This is a genomic window from Treponema pallidum subsp. pallidum str. Nichols, from assembly GCF_000410535.2.
GTDB lineage: Bacteria > Spirochaetota > Spirochaetia > Treponematales > Treponemataceae > Treponema > Treponema pallidum.
Map to the genome: position 1 here is coordinate 667380 of NC_021490.2, position 21130 is coordinate 688509.

At 54.2% G+C, this 21130-nt stretch carries 16 protein-coding genes; 10 read left to right on the forward strand and 6 right to left on the reverse strand.

The window, feature by feature from the left end; translation table 11 throughout:
* Positions 1-14: 14 nt before the first annotated feature.
* From sufD to rpiA, 4 genes are read left to right on the forward strand one after another with little or no spacing between them, the layout of a single operon-like run.
* The gene (gene sufD / locus TPANIC_RS03030) at positions 15-1163 is read left to right on the forward strand and encodes a Fe-S cluster assembly protein SufD (protein WP_010882059.1); all 1149 of its coding nucleotides are present in this window, start codon (positions 15-17) and stop codon (positions 1161-1163) included.
* Positions 1160-2374, forward strand: coding sequence for a cysteine desulfurase (locus tag TPANIC_RS03035; protein ID WP_010882060.1), 1215 nt, complete (start codon positions 1160-1162; stop codon positions 2372-2374). Before sufD ends, TPANIC_RS03035 begins: the two co-directional genes overlap by 4 nt.
* 50 nt (positions 2375-2424) lie before the next feature.
* Complete coding sequence (gene sufU / locus TPANIC_RS03040; protein ID WP_010882061.1) at positions 2425-2868, forward strand: Fe-S cluster assembly sulfur transfer protein SufU; 444 nt, start codon at positions 2425-2427, stop codon at positions 2866-2868.
* A 20-nt stretch (positions 2869-2888) separates the two neighbouring features.
* On the forward strand, positions 2889-3653 hold the full coding sequence (gene rpiA, locus TPANIC_RS03045; RefSeq protein WP_010882062.1) for a ribose-5-phosphate isomerase RpiA: 765 nt from the start codon (positions 2889-2891) through the stop codon (positions 3651-3653).
* A gap of 26 nt (positions 3654-3679) precedes the next feature.
* Here rpiA and TPANIC_RS03050 read toward each other — a convergent pair whose 3' ends face one another.
* The 6 genes from TPANIC_RS03050 to TPANIC_RS03075 form a co-directional block, all read right to left on the reverse strand.
* The gene (locus tag TPANIC_RS03050) at positions 3680-3982 is read right to left on the reverse strand and encodes a DUF2715 domain-containing protein (RefSeq protein ID WP_353739586.1); all 303 of its coding nucleotides are present in this window, start codon (positions 3980-3982) and stop codon (positions 3680-3682) included.
* Between the two features lie 40 nt (positions 3983-4022).
* Positions 4023-4412, reverse strand: coding sequence for a DUF2715 domain-containing protein (locus TPANIC_RS03055; RefSeq protein WP_014342809.1), 390 nt, complete (start codon positions 4410-4412; stop codon positions 4023-4025).
* A 55-nt stretch (positions 4413-4467) separates the two neighbouring features.
* Positions 4468-5178, reverse strand: coding sequence for a DUF2715 domain-containing protein (locus TPANIC_RS03060; protein ID WP_310794688.1), 711 nt, complete (start codon positions 5176-5178; stop codon positions 4468-4470).
* 98 nt (positions 5179-5276) lie between these two features.
* Positions 5277-7106: a major outer sheath N-terminal domain-containing protein gene (locus TPANIC_RS03065; RefSeq protein ID WP_014342810.1), complete on the reverse strand. Its 1830-nt coding sequence runs from the start codon at positions 7104-7106 to the stop codon at positions 5277-5279.
* A gap of 57 nt (positions 7107-7163) precedes the next feature.
* Positions 7164-9440 (reverse strand): major outer sheath N-terminal domain-containing protein, encoded by a 2277-nt coding sequence (locus TPANIC_RS03070; protein WP_010882067.1) that lies wholly within the window; start codon positions 9438-9440, stop codon positions 7164-7166.
* 58 nt (positions 9441-9498) lie between these two features.
* Positions 9499-11280 (reverse strand): tetratricopeptide repeat protein, encoded by a 1782-nt coding sequence (locus tag TPANIC_RS03075; RefSeq protein WP_010882068.1) that lies wholly within the window; start codon positions 11278-11280, stop codon positions 9499-9501.
* Between the two features lie 385 nt (positions 11281-11665).
* Here TPANIC_RS03075 and TPANIC_RS03080 point away from each other — a divergent pair, with 385 nt between their 5' ends.
* Genes TPANIC_RS03080 through pncB form a run of 6 tightly spaced genes read left to right on the forward strand, consistent with a single transcriptional unit; the run spans position 11666 to position 21012 of the window.
* Positions 11666-13036 carry a LysM peptidoglycan-binding domain-containing protein gene (locus TPANIC_RS03080; protein WP_235214010.1) on the forward strand — a complete coding sequence of 457 codons (1371 nt, stop codon included), beginning with the start codon at positions 11666-11668 and terminating at the stop codon, positions 13034-13036.
* A 3-nt stretch (positions 13037-13039) separates the two neighbouring features.
* On the forward strand, positions 13040-14470 hold the full coding sequence (locus tag TPANIC_RS03085) for an OmpA family protein (protein WP_010882070.1): 1431 nt from the start codon (positions 13040-13042) through the stop codon (positions 14468-14470).
* On the forward strand, positions 14470-15222 hold the full coding sequence (locus TPANIC_RS03090) for a hypothetical protein (protein WP_010882071.1): 753 nt from the start codon (positions 14470-14472) through the stop codon (positions 15220-15222). Before TPANIC_RS03085 ends, TPANIC_RS03090 begins: the two co-directional genes overlap by 1 nt.
* Positions 15219-16394: an exonuclease SbcCD subunit D gene (locus TPANIC_RS03095; RefSeq protein ID WP_010882072.1), complete on the forward strand. Its 1176-nt coding sequence runs from the start codon at positions 15219-15221 to the stop codon at positions 16392-16394. Before TPANIC_RS03090 ends, TPANIC_RS03095 begins: the two co-directional genes overlap by 4 nt.
* Positions 16391-19534, forward strand: coding sequence for an exonuclease subunit SbcC (gene sbcC, locus TPANIC_RS03100; RefSeq protein WP_010882073.1), 3144 nt, complete (start codon positions 16391-16393; stop codon positions 19532-19534). The genes TPANIC_RS03095 and sbcC overlap by 4 nt, the downstream gene beginning before the upstream one ends.
* The gene (gene pncB / locus TPANIC_RS03105; protein ID WP_010882074.1) at positions 19531-21012 is read left to right on the forward strand and encodes a nicotinate phosphoribosyltransferase; all 1482 of its coding nucleotides are present in this window, start codon (positions 19531-19533) and stop codon (positions 21010-21012) included. Before sbcC ends, pncB begins: the two co-directional genes overlap by 4 nt.
* The last annotated feature ends 118 nt before the right edge of the window (positions 21013-21130 follow it).

The window sequence follows — 21130 nt, forward strand, 5'->3', positions numbered from 1 at the left end:
GGGCGCACAGCAGTATGAAAAAAAGGGAATTTTTTAAACGGCTCGGGTATCACGCGCAGGACGTTGCTTCTCAGCCTTTTTCCAGAACACAGGTTACTTCTAGCTCAGCGCTTGTGCGCTCATCATCCATAGAGCATTTTCTTTGCACCGAGCCAGAAAGGGCGGCGCGCGCGTTTGACTTTCGCACACGCGATCGTCAGCGCCACTGCGGTCTGGGGGAAGCGTATGTACAAGAAGTAAAGGAAAAACGAAATGCAGGGGTGTATCTGAGTGTGCCGCGCACATCTGAGACGGTGCATGTACTCATCCGTTTTACCATGGACACGCATAACCGCGTGCTATACGATCAGACCTTTCTTGATATACAGGAAGGGGCGCGCGTAAAAGTCCTCGTCTGTGTGGACGCGCAGGGGTATACCCCACAGGATGCTCCCGCACTCGTCGGTCCGCAAGCGCTTGAGCGTGCTCCGTTCAGGAATGGTTTGGTAAGCGTGCAGGTGGGGCGTGGCGCATCGGTAGAGTTAATCAAAGTACAGAACACGCACCCTACGGCTGTGAACTTTGAAACGGTACACCTACACGCACAGGAAAGCGCGCAGGTGCGCTGCTACGACGTACAAATAGGTGCACAGATCTCAGGTGTTTCCAACTCCGCCTTCCTTCGGGACGAGTGGGCACGTGTGGAAATTCACCCACTGTATTTCATTGATAAAGCGCGGCGTATGGATCTTGAACATAACCTCATCGTGGAAGGAAAAAATTCACACGCGCACATCTGCGCCTGTGGGGTGGTAAAAGACGGTGCACGCAAAACGTTCCGTGGAAATATTTTTTTGCACCGCGGGTGTAGCCATTCTGTAGCACGGTTCTCAGACCGTACCATTTTGCTTGACAGAACTGCCGTGGGGGTTAGCATCCCCACTATCTTTTGTGACGAAGACGACGTTGTCGGGGAACACGCAGCCAGTTTTGAAACTATCGGCAGCGATGTGCTCTACTACCTTATGTCGCGCGGTCTTGATGAGTACGGTGCCAAGCGCCTCATCATAGAAGCTGCGTTTAAACCCGTATTCGCCCTCATCGATGACGCTCACATCCGCGAGACACTCGTACGTAATTTTGACGAGAGCCTCGATCGCGCACATAGGAAGCGCAAGGCATGAGCGGCCCCAATTATAAAGCAGACTTTCCCCTGCTGTTGCGCAGTCCCCGCGTCCACTACCTAGACAGCGCGGCCACAACCCAACGCCCTGCGCCGGTGCTAGAGCGCGTTATGCACTACCACACCCATCTGAATGGGAACGCAGGCAGAGGCTCCCATGAACTTGCAGTTGAATCAGCGCTCCTTATAGAAAACACCCGGAAGAAAACAGCGCAGTTTATCAACGCAGCGCCAACGCACGATATCGTTTTTACAAAGAGTTGCACCGAATCGCTCAACATCATCGCTCACTGTTACGCGCTGCCACGCCTGCGCGCAGGAGACGAGATCGTTCTTGCTATCTCCAATCATCACGCAAATATCGTACCGTGGCAGCACGTGTGCCGCTGCACAGGTGCAACGATACAGTGGCTGTATCCAGACGCCGAAGGAAATTTGGATATACAAGAAGCGCAGAAAAAGATACGAGCGTGCACTAAGATTGTGTCCTTCTCTGCCGTTGTCAATGCCACCGGCGCGGTAAATCCTGCACAGGAATTGACCGCACTTGCACACCAAGTCGGTGCAGTGGTGGTCATTGACGGAGCACAGGCTATGGTGCACGGCGTGCCAAATGTTGCAGATTTAGGCTGCGACTTCTTTGTTTTCTCCGGCCATAAGATGTTCTCTCTTTTTGGCGTCGGCGTATTGTGCGCACCGCACACGCTCCTGGAATCCATGCCTCCTTTTTTGTATGGGGGAGGCATGGTGGATTTTGTGACTGAACAGGAAAGTGTCTTTAAGGGTGCGCCGCATAAGTACGAGGGAGGTAGCGCGAATACTGCAGCTGTCGTGTCACTGTGTGCAGCGATTGAGTATTGCGAGTCCCTAGAGAGCAGCGCAGTCCGCGCGTCCGTACATGCGCTGGATGCTGCACTCCTTGCGCGGCTGGAGGAGCTTCCCTTCCTTGAAACGTACCATGCGCGCGCACGCGAGCGCCTAGGCATCATTGCATTCAACGTGAAGAACGTGCACTCGCACGATACTGCGCATATCTTGGGCGAAGAAGGCGTGATGGTTCGCAGCGGCGATCACTGTAGTAAGCCTTTCATGACGCACTTGAGCATTCAGTCCTGTTGCCGTGCAAGTTTCTGCATATACAATACCATGGAGGATGTAGAGGCGCTGACGCGTGCGTTGCACGCCGTGGGCAGGATTTTTCAATGCAGCTAGGCCAGTGCGCCTTCCTGGCATTCGCTGCCTTTCTCTAAGGAGATCTCCCTATGAACGCAGAAGCGATATACCGACAGGTGCTGCTCGAGTACGCACGCAAGCAGGAACACCGCAGGGTGTTAGAAGGGCCGGTAGGCATCGAGCGGGGTCATAATCCCAGTTGTGGCGATGACCTCACGCTCTTGATAAAGAGAGAAGGTGATCGCATCGCTGATGTAGCCTTTTTAGGTACCGGTTGTGCGGTGTCCACCGCTTCTACAAATATACTCATCGAACTGATCAAGGGTGCGTCAGTGGCGCAGGCGCAAAAAACGGTTGCGCTGTTCTTTCACATGATGGCACAGCAGTGCCTCACAGACCAGGAGCGGGCACACCTACAGGACGCGTGCATCCTCGCCTGTTTTGCATCCATGCCTGCGCGCATTAAGTGCGCAACCCTCAGCTGGCACAATGCAGATATTCTTTTGCACCACAAAAAGGATACAGACGCGTGAGTGCACTTGTGGAAAAAGCTATGCACGAGAGGAACACGACGACGAACACCCCATTAGACGTTACCGCGCAGAAATTGCTGGTTGCCCAGCGCAGCGTGGACACCCTCGTTCAAGAGGGGGTGCTGCACGCGCACATGAGTATTGGCCTTGGGACGGGCTCTACGGCAATGCCTGCGGTAAAACGCATCGCAGATCACCTTGCACGCGGCACTCTCTCTGACATAGCGGCAGTGCCCACTAGTTTTCAAACAGCGCTCATATGTGAGCGGTACAACATCCCCCTTTTTTCTCTCAGTTCAAAACGGATTGGGGGCAAACTGGATGTGACTATCGACGGCGCGGATGAAATTGACACCCAAAATTTTGTCATCAAAGGCGGTGGAGCTGCGCTTTTGCAAGAAAAGATCGCTGCATACAACAGCGCGCACTTTGTTATCATCGTAGACGAAACAAAGGTGGTAGAAACCTTAGGTACGCGCGCAGCGCTCCCTATCGAAGTGGTGCCTGAGGCCCGCATGAGCGTGATGCGCACGCTTCAGGATTGGGGGTTGTCCGTGCACATACGCGAAGCGGTAAGAAAAAAAGGACCGGTAGTGACTGACCACGGAAATTTTATTTTAGACGCGCGGTGGCAATCGCTCCCGACGCGCACCCCGCAAGACATGGAACGCGCGCTCAATGCACTGCCGGGGGTCATTGAAAATGGCTTGTTCACCGAGCGAACCGTACGCGTCTTTGTTGCGCACGCAGACGGTTCGGTAGAGGAGCGCTCGGCCTCCTTCTAAACGGGGCACGCTGAGCGCGCACCCGCTCAGGTGCGGAAGACCGGGCCAACGCGCAACGTATACGGGATGCGGAACTTAGCCAGCTTGGTGTCAACGCCAAACGAAACGGTAGCCGTCGCATCTATCCCCCAATGCGCGCCAAAGTAGTGCTGCACCCCCAGCTGCACCGGCACCGCGTAGTTCTGGCAAATCCCCGTGATGCCCAATTCCTCAGACTCAGCCCTAGCATCCTGACACTTCCGGCGCCTCAGCAGGCTCAGCACTGTCTTTGGAACGTACCACCCTCCATGTTCGAACGAACACACCGAACCCTCATTGGGGGCCTGGATGGTGATGTAATGGTAGCTGTCGTAGATGAGCGCAGTGCACTCAAAACCCGCCGCTACCGACAGATACGTATTTACCCCCCCCCGGCCTGAACGAATAACCGGCCAAACACTGACCACGGAACATCAGGCGGGTGAGCGCCGCGTCCACCGTCAGCTGGAGCAGAAAACCATTCTCCGCACGGAACGCCACATCGAGTCCCACCAGCGGCGTCTCCGGCGCATAACGGGGAGGTAAATACTCCATCTCCGTGTCATCGGGATCCCCACTTACCTCCTCTGCATCGGTCGCCTTAATACACAAGCCCCACAGGTCAGGACCGCCACGTGCGTCCCCATACGCCCCCAGCTTGGGAGAGACAGAAATACGCGCGGCCACGCACGGCAACGCACACCCGAGTAGCACCACTTTACCCAGACATTTTCTCCACATACCTTCACTCCTCCCCGCAATTCTTCGACAGGACCCGTTCCTCCCGGCGCCTCCCCTAGGTGCGGAAGACCGGGCCAACGCGCAACGTATACGGGATGCGGAACTTAGCCAGCTTGGTGTCAATGCCAAACGAAACGGTAGCCGTCGCGTCTATCCCCCAATGCGCGCCAAAGTAGTGCTGCACCCCCAGCTGCACCGGCACCGCATAGTTCTGACAGACCCCTTTAATACGCGACTCTTCGTGTATGGCGCCTACCTCCTTGGCAGTGCACGTTAGCACGCCAAGCAATGAACGTGGGCGGTGCCAGTTACCGGCTGAATAAGACGAGCTGCTCGGCTGCAGTAAGCCCTGCCCAAGAACCGAAAGAAAGTGCTGGCTATCGTAGATGAGCGCGGTGCACTCAAAACCCGCCGCTACCGACAGATGCGTACTACCTTCCCCCGGTCTGAACGAATAACCGGCCAAACACCGGCCGCAGAACATTAAACGCGTGAGTGCCGCGTCCACCGTCAGTTGGAGCAGGAAGCCATTTTCCGCACGGAACGCCACGTCCAGCCCCACCAACGGTGTCTCCGGCGCATAGCGCGGAGGCGCCTGGTTCTCTGTATCTGGCATTGTGGGAGCTTGTATGCAGATGCCCCACAGGTCAGAACCGCCGCGTGCGTCCCCGTACACCCCGAGCTTGGGGGAGAGAGAAACACGCGCCGCCACACCCGGCAACATACACCCGAGCACCATCACTTTACCCAGACGCTTCCCGCACATACCCCTGCAATCCCTCGCCTGTAAACTGAGCGCGCACAGCCCCACGGGGAAAACGCGCACCCCCACCGTACCCGTTCTCTGGCCCACACGACAACCCCTCACCAAACCACCTTCACCCCACAGATAAACGTGCCAAAGTAACGCTCAGACCACATACTCTCGGCAATACCCATGTAAGGAGCGTCAGCAAGCACCCCCTGTTCCCACTGGGCGCTGAGCTCCACCTTCTCGAAGGGACTGAACGTCAGTCCCACCTGGTACTGGAGCGCTCGTTCATTCAACAGGGTGTACGCGGGGTTAATAACGTTAAAGCGATTGGTTGTGCCGAGCACGGATGTATGCGGTGTAAGCCAGGCGTGGGAACCGAGGGGGATGCGATAGCTGCACCACGCCTTCCCCAAAATTGGCATATTGATAGTCCCAGGGGGCACAGCTCCATTCAGTTCGTACCCTCCGTTATTTCTGTAACGGATGTAGGTGAGGGGGATGTACACGCGTGCTTCGACGCCGGCGTTCAGGCCGGTGAGCAGGTGGGTGTAGGGGTCACCGCTTTTGGTTTCGAGTTTGAGGAATCCGGCAAAATCAAAATGCCAGGACCGCAGCGCAGGCAGCACGCGCTTACCAAATACATTGGTACCCGCCGTCGCCCCATACAGTCCAGCCGACACATAGGTCCACTGCGCCGTAAGCAGCGCATCAGCATTGAACCGGTCCAGCCGTGCACGCTCAAGCCAGGTTAGCAGCATGATAAGCACGATGTCCGACTGACTCGGCGCCACAATCTCCTGTAGTCTCTGCTCCGCCTGCGCCCTCTGGGGCAAGAGTTTTACCAACGCCATTTGGATAAACCGATCTCCACTATCAGTGGCAACCTTCGTCAGCGTAGAGACGAGCGTACCGTCCTGCAGCGTGAGGGCAAGCCCCACCCGCTCGAGAATCGAGGACTCCGCCATCTGTCCCAGCAAAAATTCAAGATACTTATCCTTTACACGGTATTGCTCCACCCTGAGGGCATCGAACGCGCTGTCAAACTTCTCCCGTGAGCTCCCCGTTGCCAGAAGGCGATTACCTGCATCGGCAGGGTCCTGGTGTTGGTTACCGGCGTCGAGGGCGAAGGAGAAGCGGAAGCCGGCGCCTGGTTCGAGGGTGAGTCGGCCTCCTACTCCCCACAGGAGTGCTGTTTTGTTTTCGTTCGTGGAGTCTTCGGTACCCTTACGGTAGTGCTGCTCCAGTGTGGCATTCCCTGCCAGCTCCAACGTAAGCAGCCGCTGACGGTCGACGCCATAGGAAAGCGTTGCATCGGCCCCGAAGCCATACTTGCTGTGCGTGGTGTCAGTACTATCCCAGGCACCATTGGAAAGGAAGGAGAGGAAACCGATGTCCACATCTACTCCGCTGTTTCCCACATTGTGGGCCTGGTAGCCGAGTTTTGCCCCGGAGCCGGAGAAACCAGGGGCATAGCGAGTGTCCTTTTCTGAATAGGCACGGGTGACAAAGGGTTTCCACAGCTGGGCAAAGTTAACCACACAGGAAGGACTGGTACCCACTGTCAGGTAGGCCCCATAACAGTGCAGGGTTGCCTGGAAGGAAGCGGTAGGTTTGGTAAAGGACAGGGCCGTTGAGCTTTTAGAAGACGCAAGCTCTACTGCCAGGTCCTTCAGCTGCAGCTGTGCCCACACCCCTGAGCGTGCCTCCCCTCGGCGGGTGTGGGTGTGCTTTGACACCAACGGCAGGGAAATAGTCAGACTATTGGTAGTGCGAAACCCATGGGTGTGCTTGCCCGGGCCAGTGCGTGGATTCTTCTGGAACGCAATGCCCCACTGGAGCTGGGCTGTGCCACTGACCTGCGGAGTGAGTACGCCTGCATAACCAGAAGCAGCACATACCATGCCCGCAAGTACCCCCGCTTGCATCACCTGCCTGCCCACTCACTCCCCCTCCTCTCACTTCTACCTCACCCCCCCCACCCGTCTAGCCGCGTGTGACTACCAGGAGAGGGTGACGCCGCACACGATGCGGCCGATTCCCTGGGTGAGGCACTCGGACACCAGCAGGTACGGGACATCAGAGAGCATACCCTGTTCCCAATCAAGGGAGAATACCGTCTTCTCTATGAGACTGGCTGAAATACCAGCACGCAGCTGTGCACAGTACTCCTTGGTTAGATAGGTAGCTCCTACTGCTCCACCTGCAGCAGGGGCATTCAGGTGTGCACGGTTGGTAGAGGCATGGACCGTAACGCTTGGCTTCACCCAGCCGTAATCCTGCACCGGGATGCGATAGCTACACCACGCCTTCCCCACCACCGGCAGGCCAATGTGCCCTGAGGAACCGCCGGAAGGGAGAGGGTTCCCGTTATTATTTTTGTACAGGTCATGGGTGAGGGGGATGTACACGCGTGTTTCAACGCCGGCGTCCAGGCCGGTGAGCAGGTGGGTGTAGGGGTCACCGCTCTTAGTTTCGAGCTTAAGGAATCCGGCAAAGTCGCCACAGCTTGCGATGGTGTTATCTAACACCCTGGTGCCAAAAACGTTTGCCGGTGCTGTGGCAAAGTATATGCCAGAAGACAGCCACTTCCACTGCGCCGTAAACAGCGCATCGAAGGCGACATTGTAGGTGTCAAGATACAGACACACGGCGCTGACTCCCATTAGAAAGGCACGCCATGCAGACGCACGCAGGTTCTGTATAGCCTGACGTATCTGCTGCCCCGCATTCAACGCATCCGTCTTCTTCTTCACTTCTTCGGTTATGTGTTGCTGGACACTCGCGAAAAACGCCGTTATTTCCGTTCGCATCATCGGCACTAAATCTGCCAGATCCTGTTTCACCTCATCTTGCACGCTCACCATGGTCAGAATGCTGTTCTGCTTACGTGATAGTTGCTGCTTAATGAGCGCTTCGCCTACCATTCTCGCAGTATCGCCTAGACTACCCCCGACCGCTTGCATGTTTGCATTATTTTTTGCCACAGCCGCTTGCACTTTCTGATTAATTTCAGTGACGATTTGCGTCTGTACCTGCTCAAACCCCTTCACCACCTGCTCCGCATCGTACTGCAGCAAAACCTGCCCCATCAGGGAAAATGCAGGAAGTGCAGGAAGCGGCGGCAGGTTCGGCGGACTTCCCTGCGGGGTGTGAAGATTTTGCACAACCTTACCGGTAGGTTTAGCAGGATTAGGCTGAACTGCCTCTAGCGCGTTTATGTACGTAGTCCCCCGAGATTCCAGCGCGCTTCGAACTCCAGCCGTTACTGTCTGCGTCGCCTGTTGCACTACCTGGGTTACCCAGGCTTCCTGTTTTTGACTTTCTCCCTGGAAGAGGTTATTTGAGAGGGCGGTGAGTTCACTCTGCGCCCTCTGTGTGCGATTTTGAAAGTCCTGTGCACTCTGGTGTTGGTTACCGGCGTCGAGGGCGAAGGAGAAGCGGAAGCCGGCGCCTGGTTCGAGGGTGAGTCGGCCCCCTACATTCCACAGCAGTTTATCCTTGTTCTGATTGTTTGCGTCCTTCTGTGCACCGATGAGGTATCCGTCTTCTAGCGTAACATTGCTGGCAAGCTCTACCGTGCACAGAGGGTGTCCTGCACGCGCATACATTAGCTTCAAGTCTGCCCCAAAGCCATACTTACTGTGCGTGGGGTCAGTACTATCCCAGGCACCGTTAGAGGCAAAGGAGAGAAACCCCACATCAAGGCTGACCCCACTGCCCCCAATGTCCTGTGCCCGATACCCAACCTTGCCGCCTAAACCCCCAAACCCCGGCGCATACTGTACCGCATCCTCCTGGTACTGCGCTGTCACCCACGGCTTCCACAGCCGGGCAAAGTTCGTCAGAAACGTGGGGTTCTTCCCAATCGTCAGGTAGGCCCCATAACAGTGTAGTGTCGCCTCTACCTTCCCCTTGCGCTTAACGGCAAAACCTGCCTTCCCCTGACTCAGGTCCGCCTGCAGGTCCGCCACCTTCAGCTCCGCATACAGTGCCGGGTGCTGCCCACGGCGCGTGTGGGTGGTGCGCATAACCAGGGGAAAGGATACTCCCACCGTGTTGGTAGTACGAAACCCGTGCTTCAGATTGTAGGGACCGGTGCCCATAACTGCACCAGGGGCCTGGCCATGACTGCCTACCCCCTTGCCATAGCTGATGCCCCACTCAAGTGTGGCAGAGCCAGTTAGCTTCGGGGAAAACTCCTGTCCGAGCACTCCCCCGCTCGCTCCTACCCCCACCACCACACACAGCACACTCCCCCACCGCATGCACCCCATGCTACCTCACCCCCCCCCCGGCCCTGTCTAGTAGCCCCCTCACCCTTCTTTTCTAACACTACTGCCCAATCAAGGTATCCAGCTGCTTAGACAGCGCACGGTGCTGCGCATTGTTCGGATCCAGTGCAATCACCTGATGCAAATAGTACTGCGCTTTGCGGAAATCCTTTTTCTTTCGGTACCATTCATATAACGCAAAAAGAGTGCGTCCATTGCGCGGATCTGAAAGCAAACTTGCACGCAATAAACTTAATCGCTCCTCCTCGTGCACTGACAACAACGCTTCATAGTACGAAAATATCGACCGCAGCGTACCACGCGCGGACGCACTCCGAGCTGCAATCACCGCACGGATCTCCCGGTAATGACGCGCCTCATACAACGTATCTAAGTACAAGACGATGACCGTCTCAGACGGAGGCTGTGCCGAATGATATAAACGCCGCGCAAGAGAAATCGCCTCCTGCGCACGACCTGAACCACTGTACGCGCGAATAAGTAATTCTTGATGAGCCTCACTCGGATATGCGGTATTCAAACGCTCCGCGCGCGACACTGCCTGTTCCCAGTTACCCTGCGCCAGTTCATACTGCGTCAATAAACGGAGCGCTTGAGCGTTATGCGCATCGGCGCGGAGCACCAGCGCGATAAAGCTTCGCATGTTTTTTTGTGCAAGCGAGTGACCGGTCTCAAAGCAGTGCTGCGCACACGCAAGGAGCACCTGCACATCACGCGGATACAAGCGATATGCCTGCTGCAAAAAGTCGTGCGCAGACGCGTCATTTTTGCTCCATTCCTTTGCCACCTGCGCACGCAAGAGCAAGTACGTTTTATCCGAACTGTCACGCTCTGCAAAAGAGTCAAGGGACGCGTGAGCCTTCTGATACTCCCGCTGAGCCACCAAGATACGAATGTGTAGCAAAAGCGCCGCATTGTCCTCAGGCTGTTGACGCAACAGCGCTGCAACGTACGGTTGCGCGGCGCTCCATTCTTGACGCGCGCTGTGAATTTGCGCCTGCAAAAGCTGCACTGCTCGGTCTTTCGGGAAACGGTGAAGCAATAGGCGCGCAATGGGCAGTGCCAGGGCAGTCTCACCGCGCTGTACCAGCATGCGCGCATAGCAGATGCCTGCAGGATAGCAGGATGCGTCTTTTTCCCATGCGCTGCGGTACGCTGACTCCGCTTCAGAGAGCTCTCCGTGCTGCTCGTGCAAATACCCAAAGAGCAGGAACGGAAGGAGAGAGTGCGGCGCCTGCGTGCGTGCGCGCGTCAGGCGTTCTCGGCAATCTGCGTGTACCTCATCAGGAAGGCGTTTTTTCAACAGAGTCAGCGGGGGAATGATATCCGAAAAAAAATCCGGTTCTCCAGGAATGAGCGGATACGTACCTTTTTCCACGTCATCGAGCGCAGTCAGGTACGGATGCGCGGTGTTGTACAGCGGCACATGCCAAGAAACAGCTTCCTGCGGATATACAAGTTGCATAAGCGCAGCACACACGCGGAGGTACAGCCGATTGTGCGGTGTCAATCCGGCCGGATCGCGCTGTATGCACGCAGCTGCCTCGCGCAATGAGGCAGGAGAAGCAGTTTCAATCAAGAAGAGTATCTTTGGATCCATCAGCTTTGTGCGAATTGCGCGTCGGTCCGGTACGTCAAGCGCAGTGCCACGCACAGGATGCGCCGCCACCTCCGGCGCCTGGGATGCGGAAGAAACCGGATCGGTACCTGCGCGCGTCGGCACCACCTTCGAAGAACTGCGACAACAGAGAAAAACGGGTATCAGCACAAAACCGACACTCACCCCGATGGCGCGGTCAATGCTTTTAGTAAGCGCCCCCATAGAAACCCGTTTTTACCTCCCTGCATGGCAGTCGTGCCATTTACACAAAACGCCTGTTGTGACCGTACCGACAACGTACGCATACCCGGCGCACCGCCGCTTCTTTTCCCTTTACGCGGTGTTCAACGCGCACGGCGCATCCCTTGTGCTCCCCACGCAAGACATGCTAGGCTGGCTGCCACCGAGGGCGAAGAGAGCGTACAGGAGGTTAACGGTTTTTTTGCGAGAAATCATTACCGCCCGTGCGTGTTCACTCTTCCTGTTTCTCCTTCGTTGTTTCCCTGCTGGTCCCTGTGCGCGGGCGCGCCGGTTGTCCTTCCTTCTGTTTCTCTGTGGTGCGGCAGCCTGCCCTCCGCTTTGGGGGGCGTACGCAGCGCACCACGCGTTGCGCGCTCAGTCGGTACCTGACACCCTCATTCAGCGCGCGCTCGTGCTCGGTCCGCTCGTGCACCCCCTGTACCCGCCGATGCAGTCCTTCAAAGAACAGTACCGGAGCGCGCGTTACCGGGAATACCTCTCTGTCGTTATGCAGCGGAGCGCGCCCTACCGCCCCTTTATCGAAAAACTGCTGCGCGACGCTCACCTTCCTGTCGAGCTGCTCTTTCTCCCCGTTGTCGAATCGGGCTTTCTCGAACGGGCTGTCTCCAAATCCGGCGCAGTCGGCATTTGGCAGTTCATGCGCAATAGCATCGCAGGATCTGCCATGCGCGTGAGTGACTGGGTAGACGAACGGCGTGACCCCTGGAAGGCTTCCGTCGCCGCAGTCAAAAAACTGCAGTGGAATTACACGCAGCTGCGTGACTGGCCCTTGGCCCTCGCTGCGTACAACTGCGGTCTTGGCGCGATCAAGCGAGCCATTGCCCAGGCAGGAACCGCCGATTTTTGGCATCTGAGTGAGCGCGGCTTTCTGCGCGACGAGACAGTCCGCTATGTCCCAAAGTTCCTTGCGGTTGCAGAAGTACTCAGCCGGAGCCACGAGCACGGCATCGCCTGGGGAGCGGCACACACCCCCGAGGAGACCACCACGGTTACCGTTTCGCGCGCGGTAGACTTAAACCTCTTGGCACAGGCAGCAGGGATGGATGCGCAATTGTTGCACACGCTCAACCCTGCACTCCGCTATTCAATTACTCCCCCGAATGCAGCGTACACCCTCCGGGTGCCAAGCACACATGCGCAGGCGGTCCAGGCAGTACTCAACCGCCCAGGCGCCGTGCTCGTCCATCACACCCTGCACACCATCCGTTCAGGAGACACGCTTTACGCACTCGCCCGCCGCTATGGGTTGGGCGTCGATACGCTAAAAGCCCATAACCGCGCACACAGCGCCACTCACCTGAAGATTGGACAAAAGCTCATCATTCCCACCATCCGGACTGGGCAGACCCGGCGCGCGCCCCTGCGGGGGGCAGGCACGCGTGCACCTGGAGTAATGGATCAGAAAGAGCATGCAGTGCCGGAAGTGTCCGCACTTCCCTCGTCCTCAATGACGCCGCCGACGCCCGGGGGCGCGGACACGCGCGCGGGAGCAGACGCGCCGGCACCCCCGAGCGTGCCACCACCGCCGGAAAGCACAGCGGCGCGGGCAACCCCTGCAGCACCCTTTGTCGGCAAGCATGTAGTGCAGCAGGGGGATACCCTCTGGTCCTTAGCAAAGCGCTACGGCGTTTCAGTAGAAAACCTGGCAGAGGAAAACAATCTAGCAGTAGACGCCACGCTCTCCTTGGGAATGATTCTCAAAACGCCGAGACGGTAGGGTATGGGAGTGTCCTGCCTGACGCGTGCTGCCTCTTTTTCAAATCAGTGCCGTTTTCCGTTCGGCGCTCTCTCCCTGGTGTGGACGCACGCAAGTGCGCCCCATGTGGTACGCAGCAGTGCGAGGCGTTTCATTCTCCTCCTCCTTTTTGTTCTGTTTTCTCACGCGCCGTCTGGTGCGCAGACCCAGGATGCCGTACACACCGATGCGGTGCAGGATTGGAAAAACGGTACCATTAACGCACAGCTTACGCTAGATCTTGCACGTGCACGTATGCGCCTGCCTGCTGATCGGACAGCAGCTTCTCAGTTCTTGCGTTATAAAGCGCCTGCACAACTGAAAGATGTATATCTGTCAGTACTCGTCGATTCGCAAAACCGCGTAGGGGACTGCCTTGCACATGAAAAAATTCGGCTGGCAGATATTACCGCATTGGTTGACGCGGGGCACCACGCCGTGACTACCCTTTCTCCTTCAGTGCGTAGTCTACAGCTATCGCACCAGACGCCACTTACAGCGTTGGCGCGCCTTTTTGTCACGCACGAAACTGCGTATGTGCCTGCTATCCCCCCCACGTCTGCCGTGAGCCGCCCTTACACCGGTATCCTCATAGATGCGCGCGGTTCTCTTCCTGTGCACGGCGAATACGTGTCAGAGCCGCTGAGCGCATGTTTGTTCCCCAAGATTTGGAGCACGGACATGGATTTAATCTACGAAAAGAATATGGTTCACCCTGACCGTGCCAAGGCATGGGGTGTGGTGCGGTACGGCTCGGTTTGGGACGAGAAAATGTACCGAGACAGGATAGGTACCACGCCCTTAAAAATCATTGCGCGCGGAGTGTTTGGCCAGCAGCGCACGGATCCTATCATTGCATCAAAGGATGCAGCCCAGATCTTGGCGCGCCCTGAGAACTTGCGTTTGCTTGCAGAAGGCAACGTGATTATCCTGTGCGACGAAGCAGCGCTGCGTGTGCACGTGCCGTATCCGCTTGTAGACGAGCACTTTTACTTTGCATACCACGACGTAAAACGCTTCCTAACCGACGAGCGGTCCCCCGGTGTCGGTGTTCGCTCTGGCATCAATACCCTCAAGATCACCGTGTACGACGTGCGTTTTGTGGCAAACTCCCCAGAGATTCTCGCCTCAGAAAAAGATCGGGTAGACGTGATAGCAACCGCACTGAAAAAGATGGGGCCGTACACAAGGTTTTTAATTGAAGGCCACACCGCAGATTTACACCGCCCTCAGGAGGAAGCGGCGCTTTCTGTAGCACGTGCGCAGCGCATGGCGCAGGAACTGTCCAGACGTGGCATTGAGATGACGCGGATTACTACGGCAGGACACGGTGCGACAAAGCCTATCGCGCCAAGCGATACGCACGCGAACAAAGCCAAAAATCGTCGAGTGGAGATCACCATCTTGCGCGATTAGTGCACGTACCACGGAGCATTCTCCGTGCCGGCTATTTCTCCCAAGTAAAGAGAACCTGCGATGACGTACCGATGGCTTTCTGCAGTCAGGCGCAGTTAAAAGGAAGGAGCACTATGATAAAGCCACGCGCGTATGCACTGTTAGGCGTGTTTTTCCTGTACGCCTGTGCAAGCACACCACGGGAAGAAGATGTACCTGAAAAATTCACCCCCGCTGACCTCATGCTGCGTGCACAGGAATCCTACGACGCAGGTAATATAACGTGGGCGCGTTTTTACTACCAAACGGTTCTCGATCGTTTCCCGAACAATGAGTCAGCGGTCATTAGTGCAGAGTTTGAACTTGCGCACATCCTTGTTAAACAGAAATCCTGGCAAGATGCCTACAATAGGCTCATGTATATACTCAAAAAATATGAGGCTGCAGGCAGCGCACGCCTGCCTCCTGCCTACTACAAGCTCACACTCATTGATCTGTCGCGGGTAAAGCCGCACTTGAATCTTGAGACAGCGAATACAAAAGCAACAGAATATCAAAAGAACTACCAAGAAGAGCTCAAGCAACGCCAGGAACTACGGCAAAAACTCTTACAAGAACGCACACAAAAAATGCTTGAGGCTCTCCATCAAGAAGAAACTCCCGAACAGGACGCGCGCGATACCGCAAAAAAGAAGACAGACCAAGAAGAACACACCATGCGCAAAGCAAACGCGCCTAAAACCAAAGCGTCTGGAGAAGCACCCACCCCATGAAGATCCTGCACACAGCGGACCTACATCTAGGCAAAACACTCCATGAAGTATCGCTTTTTGCGTCACAGAAAAAAATGCTCGGCGATCTGTGCACCCTCCTTGCGCAGGACAACTACGCCGCGCTCATCATCGCAGGCGACATCTATGACCGCTGTGTACCCTCTGCAGAGAGTGTCAGTCTTTTTAGTTCTTTTTTGCAAAATATCAAACGGTCCATGCCACGGCTCCCGATATATCTCATCCCCGGCAACCATGATTCTGCGCAACGTCTCTCCTTTGCCCAGGAGCTACTTAAGCAGCAGGGAGTATTCATTGCGCAGGATCCTGAAGAGAGCACCCGTCCCCATCTCCTCTGTCACGAGGGGGAAACAGTGCAGTTATTTTTACTTCCCTTTCTCCACGCAGGTGCCTTTTCCTATCTTGATGAGGAAAACACCACTTGTCTCATTCACACCCAATCCGAACTCCTTCAAGAAGCCTCGCGTCGCTTGCAGCGTGCAGTATCGTTGGACACCCCTTCTATCCTTGTCGCACACCTATTTACCCAAAAAGGTATTAGCTGCGAAAGTGAACGCCCGTTTGTTGGCAATGCCGTTTACGCTGACCCACACTGGTTTGACTTTTTCACCTATGTTGCACTTGGTCATTTACACAAATGTCAAAAAATCACCGAACGCATGTACTATTCCGGATCTCCTTTGCCCTATTCGTTTGACGAAGCAAATACCCAAAAGGTTGCGCTTTCTGTAGAGATTCACTGCAACACAAAGGGATTCCCCATCCATGTGACTCCCCTTCCACTTGAGCCACTTATCCCTCTTCGCACCATACGCGACTCATTCCACGCACTATATACCGGTGATCGCTATCTCCTTTATCAACGTGATTTTTTAGAAATCACCCTGACCGACCCGGCGCTCGTGCACAATCCTATTGGCCTTTTGAAGCCGCGCTATCCAGGATTGCTCAGTATCAAGCAGGAAAATGCGTTCGCCTTTGATATACCCCCCCCCTACTCCTCTAACGAGGGGATAGCGCCCTGCACACACCACTCATTGCGCACACACTTTGATGTATTTATGCACGAAGTAAGCCCCACTCCTGATGACAGAGAAAAGGGCGCTCTCTTTCAGGAACTTTTTGACGAAATGCAACAGGAATTCTCATCGTGAAGCCGATGCGTCTTACGCTCCACAACATCGGTCCTTTCGTTGGCACCCATACAGTTGACTTCACCGCGCTCGGTCCTATTTTTCTAGTGTGTGGGAAAACAGGTTCAGGAAAAACCACTCTATTCGATGCGATCGCCTATGCCCTGTATGGGAAACCCCTTGGAACCCGTGCAGAAGTTATCCGCAGTCTGCGCAGTCATTACGCCGCACCATCAGAAGCTGCATTTGCTACGCTGGAATTTTCACTCGGCACTAAAATCTACCGGGTACACCGGACGCTGACTTGCACACTTTCCCACAGAAAAACAGAGCAACCCGAGCAGCTGTATCTTGAGCAAAAAAAAGGTCATGGATGGGAGCGTATTGCTTGTGCGCATAAAAGTGAAACTGAATGTGTTATTCACGATCTTCTCAAACTCAATAGCAAAGAATTTGAGCGCGTGGTTATGCTCCCACAGGGAGAATGTGCGCAATTTTTAAAAGCAAATTCAAAAGAAAAAAAAGAAACGCTGATGAATCTATTTCCTGTTGATCAATATACTGCTCTTATGGAGCGAGCAAAAAAAAAATCGCTCCATGCCAAAGCAGTGCTTGAAACGCTGCGTTCGCAACTTGAAACTCTATGTGCGGAGTGCATGCCCGACACATACCACGAAAGGAAACAAACGCTAGAAGCTGAGTTACAGCACGCACGTGACGCACTGCAGCAAACCCGCATCTCCCATGCGTACTATACACAAAAACGTGAAGCGCTCGAAGCACAGCTAAAAAAACAACAACTTTGTAAAGAGCTGCGTGCGCGTATAGAAACATACCGCGCGCAAGAACCAGTCCACGCGGAAACTCAAAAGCGTATTGATCGCGCGCGAAAAGCGGCACCACTTGCTGCGCACATAAAACACGTCACCCAGTGCGAACAAGATGCACAGCGCATTCATGCAGAAATACAGGAAAAGATGCGTTCACGCGAACAATTGCTCATGAAACGAGCTGCGCATGTCGCGCAGCAGTCATCCATTGAAGAACAACGCCGTCTACTACAAACACTTCATAGTGCGTGCATTCACATTGAAGACGCGCATGACGTTGCCACGTCGATACGCGACATATCTTGTCAGGCGCACACACTCACGCAGCATATCCACACGCTTGCACAACAAAAAACAACACTTACCCAGCAAGAACAATCGTTGTGTAAAGAACTGGATATACTGCAAAGAGAAGCGGGTACTATCGATACTCGTACATCTGCCTTTAATGATTTACAAATTCAACTCGCGCATGCAAAGAAGACACAAGAATTGTCTCAGCGATATGCCGAGCTCTGTGCGGCTCACGCAACATGCACTGCACAATGTGAAAAACTTGAGAAAATACACGCACAAAAAAGCGCGTATAGCACACGGGCACGTGAGCAGCTCCTTCAGACAAAAGAACAAATTCATCTCCAAGAAACCCGGACACACGCGGTAGTACTCGCGCGTCTCTTAGAGCATCAAGAACCGTGTCCTGTCTGCGGCTCTTGCATTCATCCGAATCCCGCACGTCAAGACATAGATAATCTTGAACCGTTAACCCGGCGCATGCAACGCATAGAACAAACATACGCGCAGCTGGAAACCAGCGAGAAAGATGTGTACCACATCCTCACCTCTGAGCGTGAGCGACGTGCATCCTACAGTGCACAAATGCAGGAAATACAGCATTCATTTTCCATTCTTACATCGTGTGATACGCGATCATCCTGCGATATTCCAAACGTGCAAAAAATTACCGTACGTGTTTTGGATCTCACGGAAAAATTATCTCGTGCAAAAGATATGCTCGCATGCGCGCAACACGCTTTACTGAGAAAAAAACAGCCTGAGCAGGATTTACAGGATGTACGCGCACACCTGCAGCAATGCTCACAAGAGCTCGCAAAAAAAGAAACAGCACTCCACGCATTGCAAGAAACGCTTACACAGCAGCGCGTACGCATTCACGCACTGTCCATACGTTTACCCAAGGAATTGCTTGCATCGAACCTACTTGCTCCGCAAAAGATGCAGCATGAGAAGGAGAGTGTCGCCTATTGGAAAGAGATGCTCGCACACTGTCAAACCCTTATGCGAGAATTGCACACCCATATTGAAGAATACGACCGAGAGTTCAATGAGATAGAAAACGCTTCTAGTGCGCTTGGCGCCGACATTGCAGCGCGAGAAGATGCACTGAACCATGTTCAAAAAGAATACATGCACCTTGCACGTACCGTGTGTTGCGCACGAACAGAAGCGCATTTCAATAACAACGAAGAAGTAACCGCCGCTCTTATGACTGATGCTGAACTTTCTCATGCTGCAGCAGAAATTCAATTTTTCAATGAATTGCGTGCGGCTGACACCCATCTACTGAAAACACTCGAGGCAGAAATAGGAACAGAAATTCCATCCGATCTTGATGAACTGAATGCGCAATGTCATACGTTGGTAAAAGATGAGGAAAACTTTCTCTCTCGTATTGAAATACTGTCTGCCACGCTACACACACTCACACATCAGTATCTTAAATACGAAGAGTGTTCAAAACAGCTTGCACAAAAGACGCAAGAAAGCGCAAAGCTTATAACTCTTTCAGATGAACTGAATGGGATAAACCAAAAAAAAATACAATTTGACGCATGGGCACTCATTTCTTTTCTGCACGAAATTACTGCCTACGCAAACATACGTTTGCAAAAAATGAGTGAAGGACGTTACCATCTGAGGGTAGCTGACTCGCACGTCAATGCACGAGGATATCAAGGACTTGCGCTGCTCGTTGCAGATGCGTACACTGGGAGCGTGCGCCCTTCGGCAACACTTTCAGGAGGCGAAACCTTTATGGCCTCTATCAGTCTTGCACTTGGTCTTGCAGATTCTATCCAAACCCGATCGGGAGGTATTGTGCTTGACTCGCTGTTCATAGATGAAGGATTTGGAAGTTTGGATGAGGCAAGTTTAGATAAGGCAATTGGCATCTTAGATGAAATCAGAGAGGGAAGTCGCATGATAGGCATCATTTCTCATGTTCATGAATTGCGCACGCGCATCCCTCACAAAATTCTGATAAAAAAAACAAACGCAGGATCACACGTAATGCAGGGGGATGCAGAATGAAAACGAGCGCGCTCTTTCTTGATTTTTACGAATTGACTATGGCGCAGGGATACTTTTTTCACAAGCCGCACGAGTGTGCGGTGTTTGAAGTATTCTTTCGTAAACACCCCTTCGCGGGAGGGTACTCCATTTTTGCAGGACTCGATCCGCTCCTGACGGCAATAGAGCAGTTCCGCTTCAGTGGAGAAGATATCGATTATTTGCGCACCTTGCACTTATTTCATGATGACTTTTTGTCTTACCTTGCTTCCTTCCGCTTTTCAGGAGATATACACGCGCTAGAAGAAGGTTCAGTAATATTTCCTCACGAACCGATCATCCGCGTGCACGCGCGCTTGGTTGAAGCACTTCTGCTTGAAGGATTGATACTCAACACCATTAATTTCCAAAGCCTCATCGCAACAAAGACTGCACGGATGTGGCGCGCGTCAGGTGAAGGTGTTCTTATGGAGTTTGGCCTCAGAAGAGCACAGGGCTATGACGGCGCGTTGAGCGCCACACGCGCTGCTGCAATAGGTGGCGCAACAGGGACAAGCAATACACTTGCTGCAAAGCTCTACGGTATTCGGCCAATGGGAACTATGGCGCACGCGTGGGTGATGTCTTTTGACAGTGAAGAAGAGGCCTTCGAACGCTATGCTGCACTCTATGGAAGCGCGTCCGTATTCCTCATCGATACGTACCATACCCTGGAATCAGGGATACAGAATGCAATTGCAATAGGCACACGTTTGAAGGCGGCAGGAAAATCTTTTGGGGTACGCCTGGACTCAGGAGACATGCAGTATCTTAGCGTGCAGGTGCGTGCAGCACTAGACGCAGCGGGATTGCCCGAAGCACGCATTGCAGTTTCAAATGAGCTGGATGAGACGATCATCGAATCTTTAGTTTTAAGCGGTGCTCCCATCGATGCTTGGGGTGTAGGCACACACCTGGTAACCGGAGGAGCAGACTCTGCCTTTACCGGAGTGTACAAGATGAGTGCACGCGCTACGACACAGCCGGCGCACACTCAACACGGGCATGCAGCATCCCAACGCCTCCCCCACTGGGACGATGCACACTGGCTGCCAGTCATGAAAGTCTCGGATAACCCGGCAAAGACTACCACACCTGGAATAAAGCAGGTATGGCGTCTGTATGATGCAGCGGGGCAATACAAGGCGGATGTTATAGGACTTGCAGATGAGGTGATAGAGCCGCAGGTGGCACAGCGATACATACATCCTTTTTATAATCTTCAATCATTCACGTTCGCAGCGCACCAGGTGGAACCGCTTTTGCGCACGGTCATGCAGGCGGGCAATCGGTTACGTGCCGGCGAATCAGTACAAGAAATCCATGCACGGATGCGCGCACAACTGCAACGATTGGATAAAAGCTATGTGCGACTGTTAAATCCACACGTTTATAAGGTTTCGCTCACGGAGCGACTTGCGCAGTTAAAGAACACGCTCATCACAGCGCTCCGCCGCTAAGTCAACAGATGCTGGTTATTTTGCGCGCTCCACAGCAGCACGGTGCAGGCGCGCAAAGGAGAGTGAGAAAAAAGAGCAATGGCTTGACAGAAGTACCCGCTCCCTTCTAGAGTGGCAG

What these genes read in the sequence shown, in the direction of transcription:
- TPANIC_RS03035 (WP_010882060.1), top strand. Translation starts at nt 1,160, where the DNA reads ATGAGCGGCCCCAATTATAAAGCAGACTTTCCCCTGCTGTTGCGCAGT.
- TPANIC_RS03095 (WP_010882072.1), top strand. Translation starts at nt 15,219, where the DNA reads ATGAAGATCCTGCACACAGCGGACCTACATCTAGGCAAAACACTCCAT.
- TPANIC_RS03055 (WP_014342809.1), bottom strand. Translation starts at nt 4,412, where the DNA reads ATGTGGAGAAAATGTCTGGGTAAAGTGGTGCTACTCGGGTGTGCGTTG.
- sufD (WP_010882059.1), top strand. Translation starts at nt 15, where the DNA reads ATGAAAAAAAGGGAATTTTTTAAACGGCTCGGGTATCACGCGCAGGAC.
- rpiA (WP_010882062.1), top strand. Translation starts at nt 2,889, where the DNA reads ATGCACGAGAGGAACACGACGACGAACACCCCATTAGACGTTACCGCG.
- TPANIC_RS03070 (WP_010882067.1), bottom strand. Translation starts at nt 9,440, where the DNA reads ATGGGGTGCATGCGGTGGGGGAGTGTGCTGTGTGTGGTGGTGGGGGTA.
- TPANIC_RS03085 (WP_010882070.1), top strand. Translation starts at nt 13,040, where the DNA reads ATGGGAGTGTCCTGCCTGACGCGTGCTGCCTCTTTTTCAAATCAGTGC.
- TPANIC_RS03060 (WP_310794688.1), bottom strand. Translation starts at nt 5,178, where the DNA reads ATGTGCGGGAAGCGTCTGGGTAAAGTGATGGTGCTCGGGTGTATGTTG.
- sufU (WP_010882061.1), top strand. Translation starts at nt 2,425, where the DNA reads ATGAACGCAGAAGCGATATACCGACAGGTGCTGCTCGAGTACGCACGC.
- pncB (WP_010882074.1), top strand. Translation starts at nt 19,531, where the DNA reads ATGAAAACGAGCGCGCTCTTTCTTGATTTTTACGAATTGACTATGGCG.
- TPANIC_RS03075 (WP_010882068.1), bottom strand. Translation starts at nt 11,280, where the DNA reads ATGGGGGCGCTTACTAAAAGCATTGACCGCGCCATCGGGGTGAGTGTC.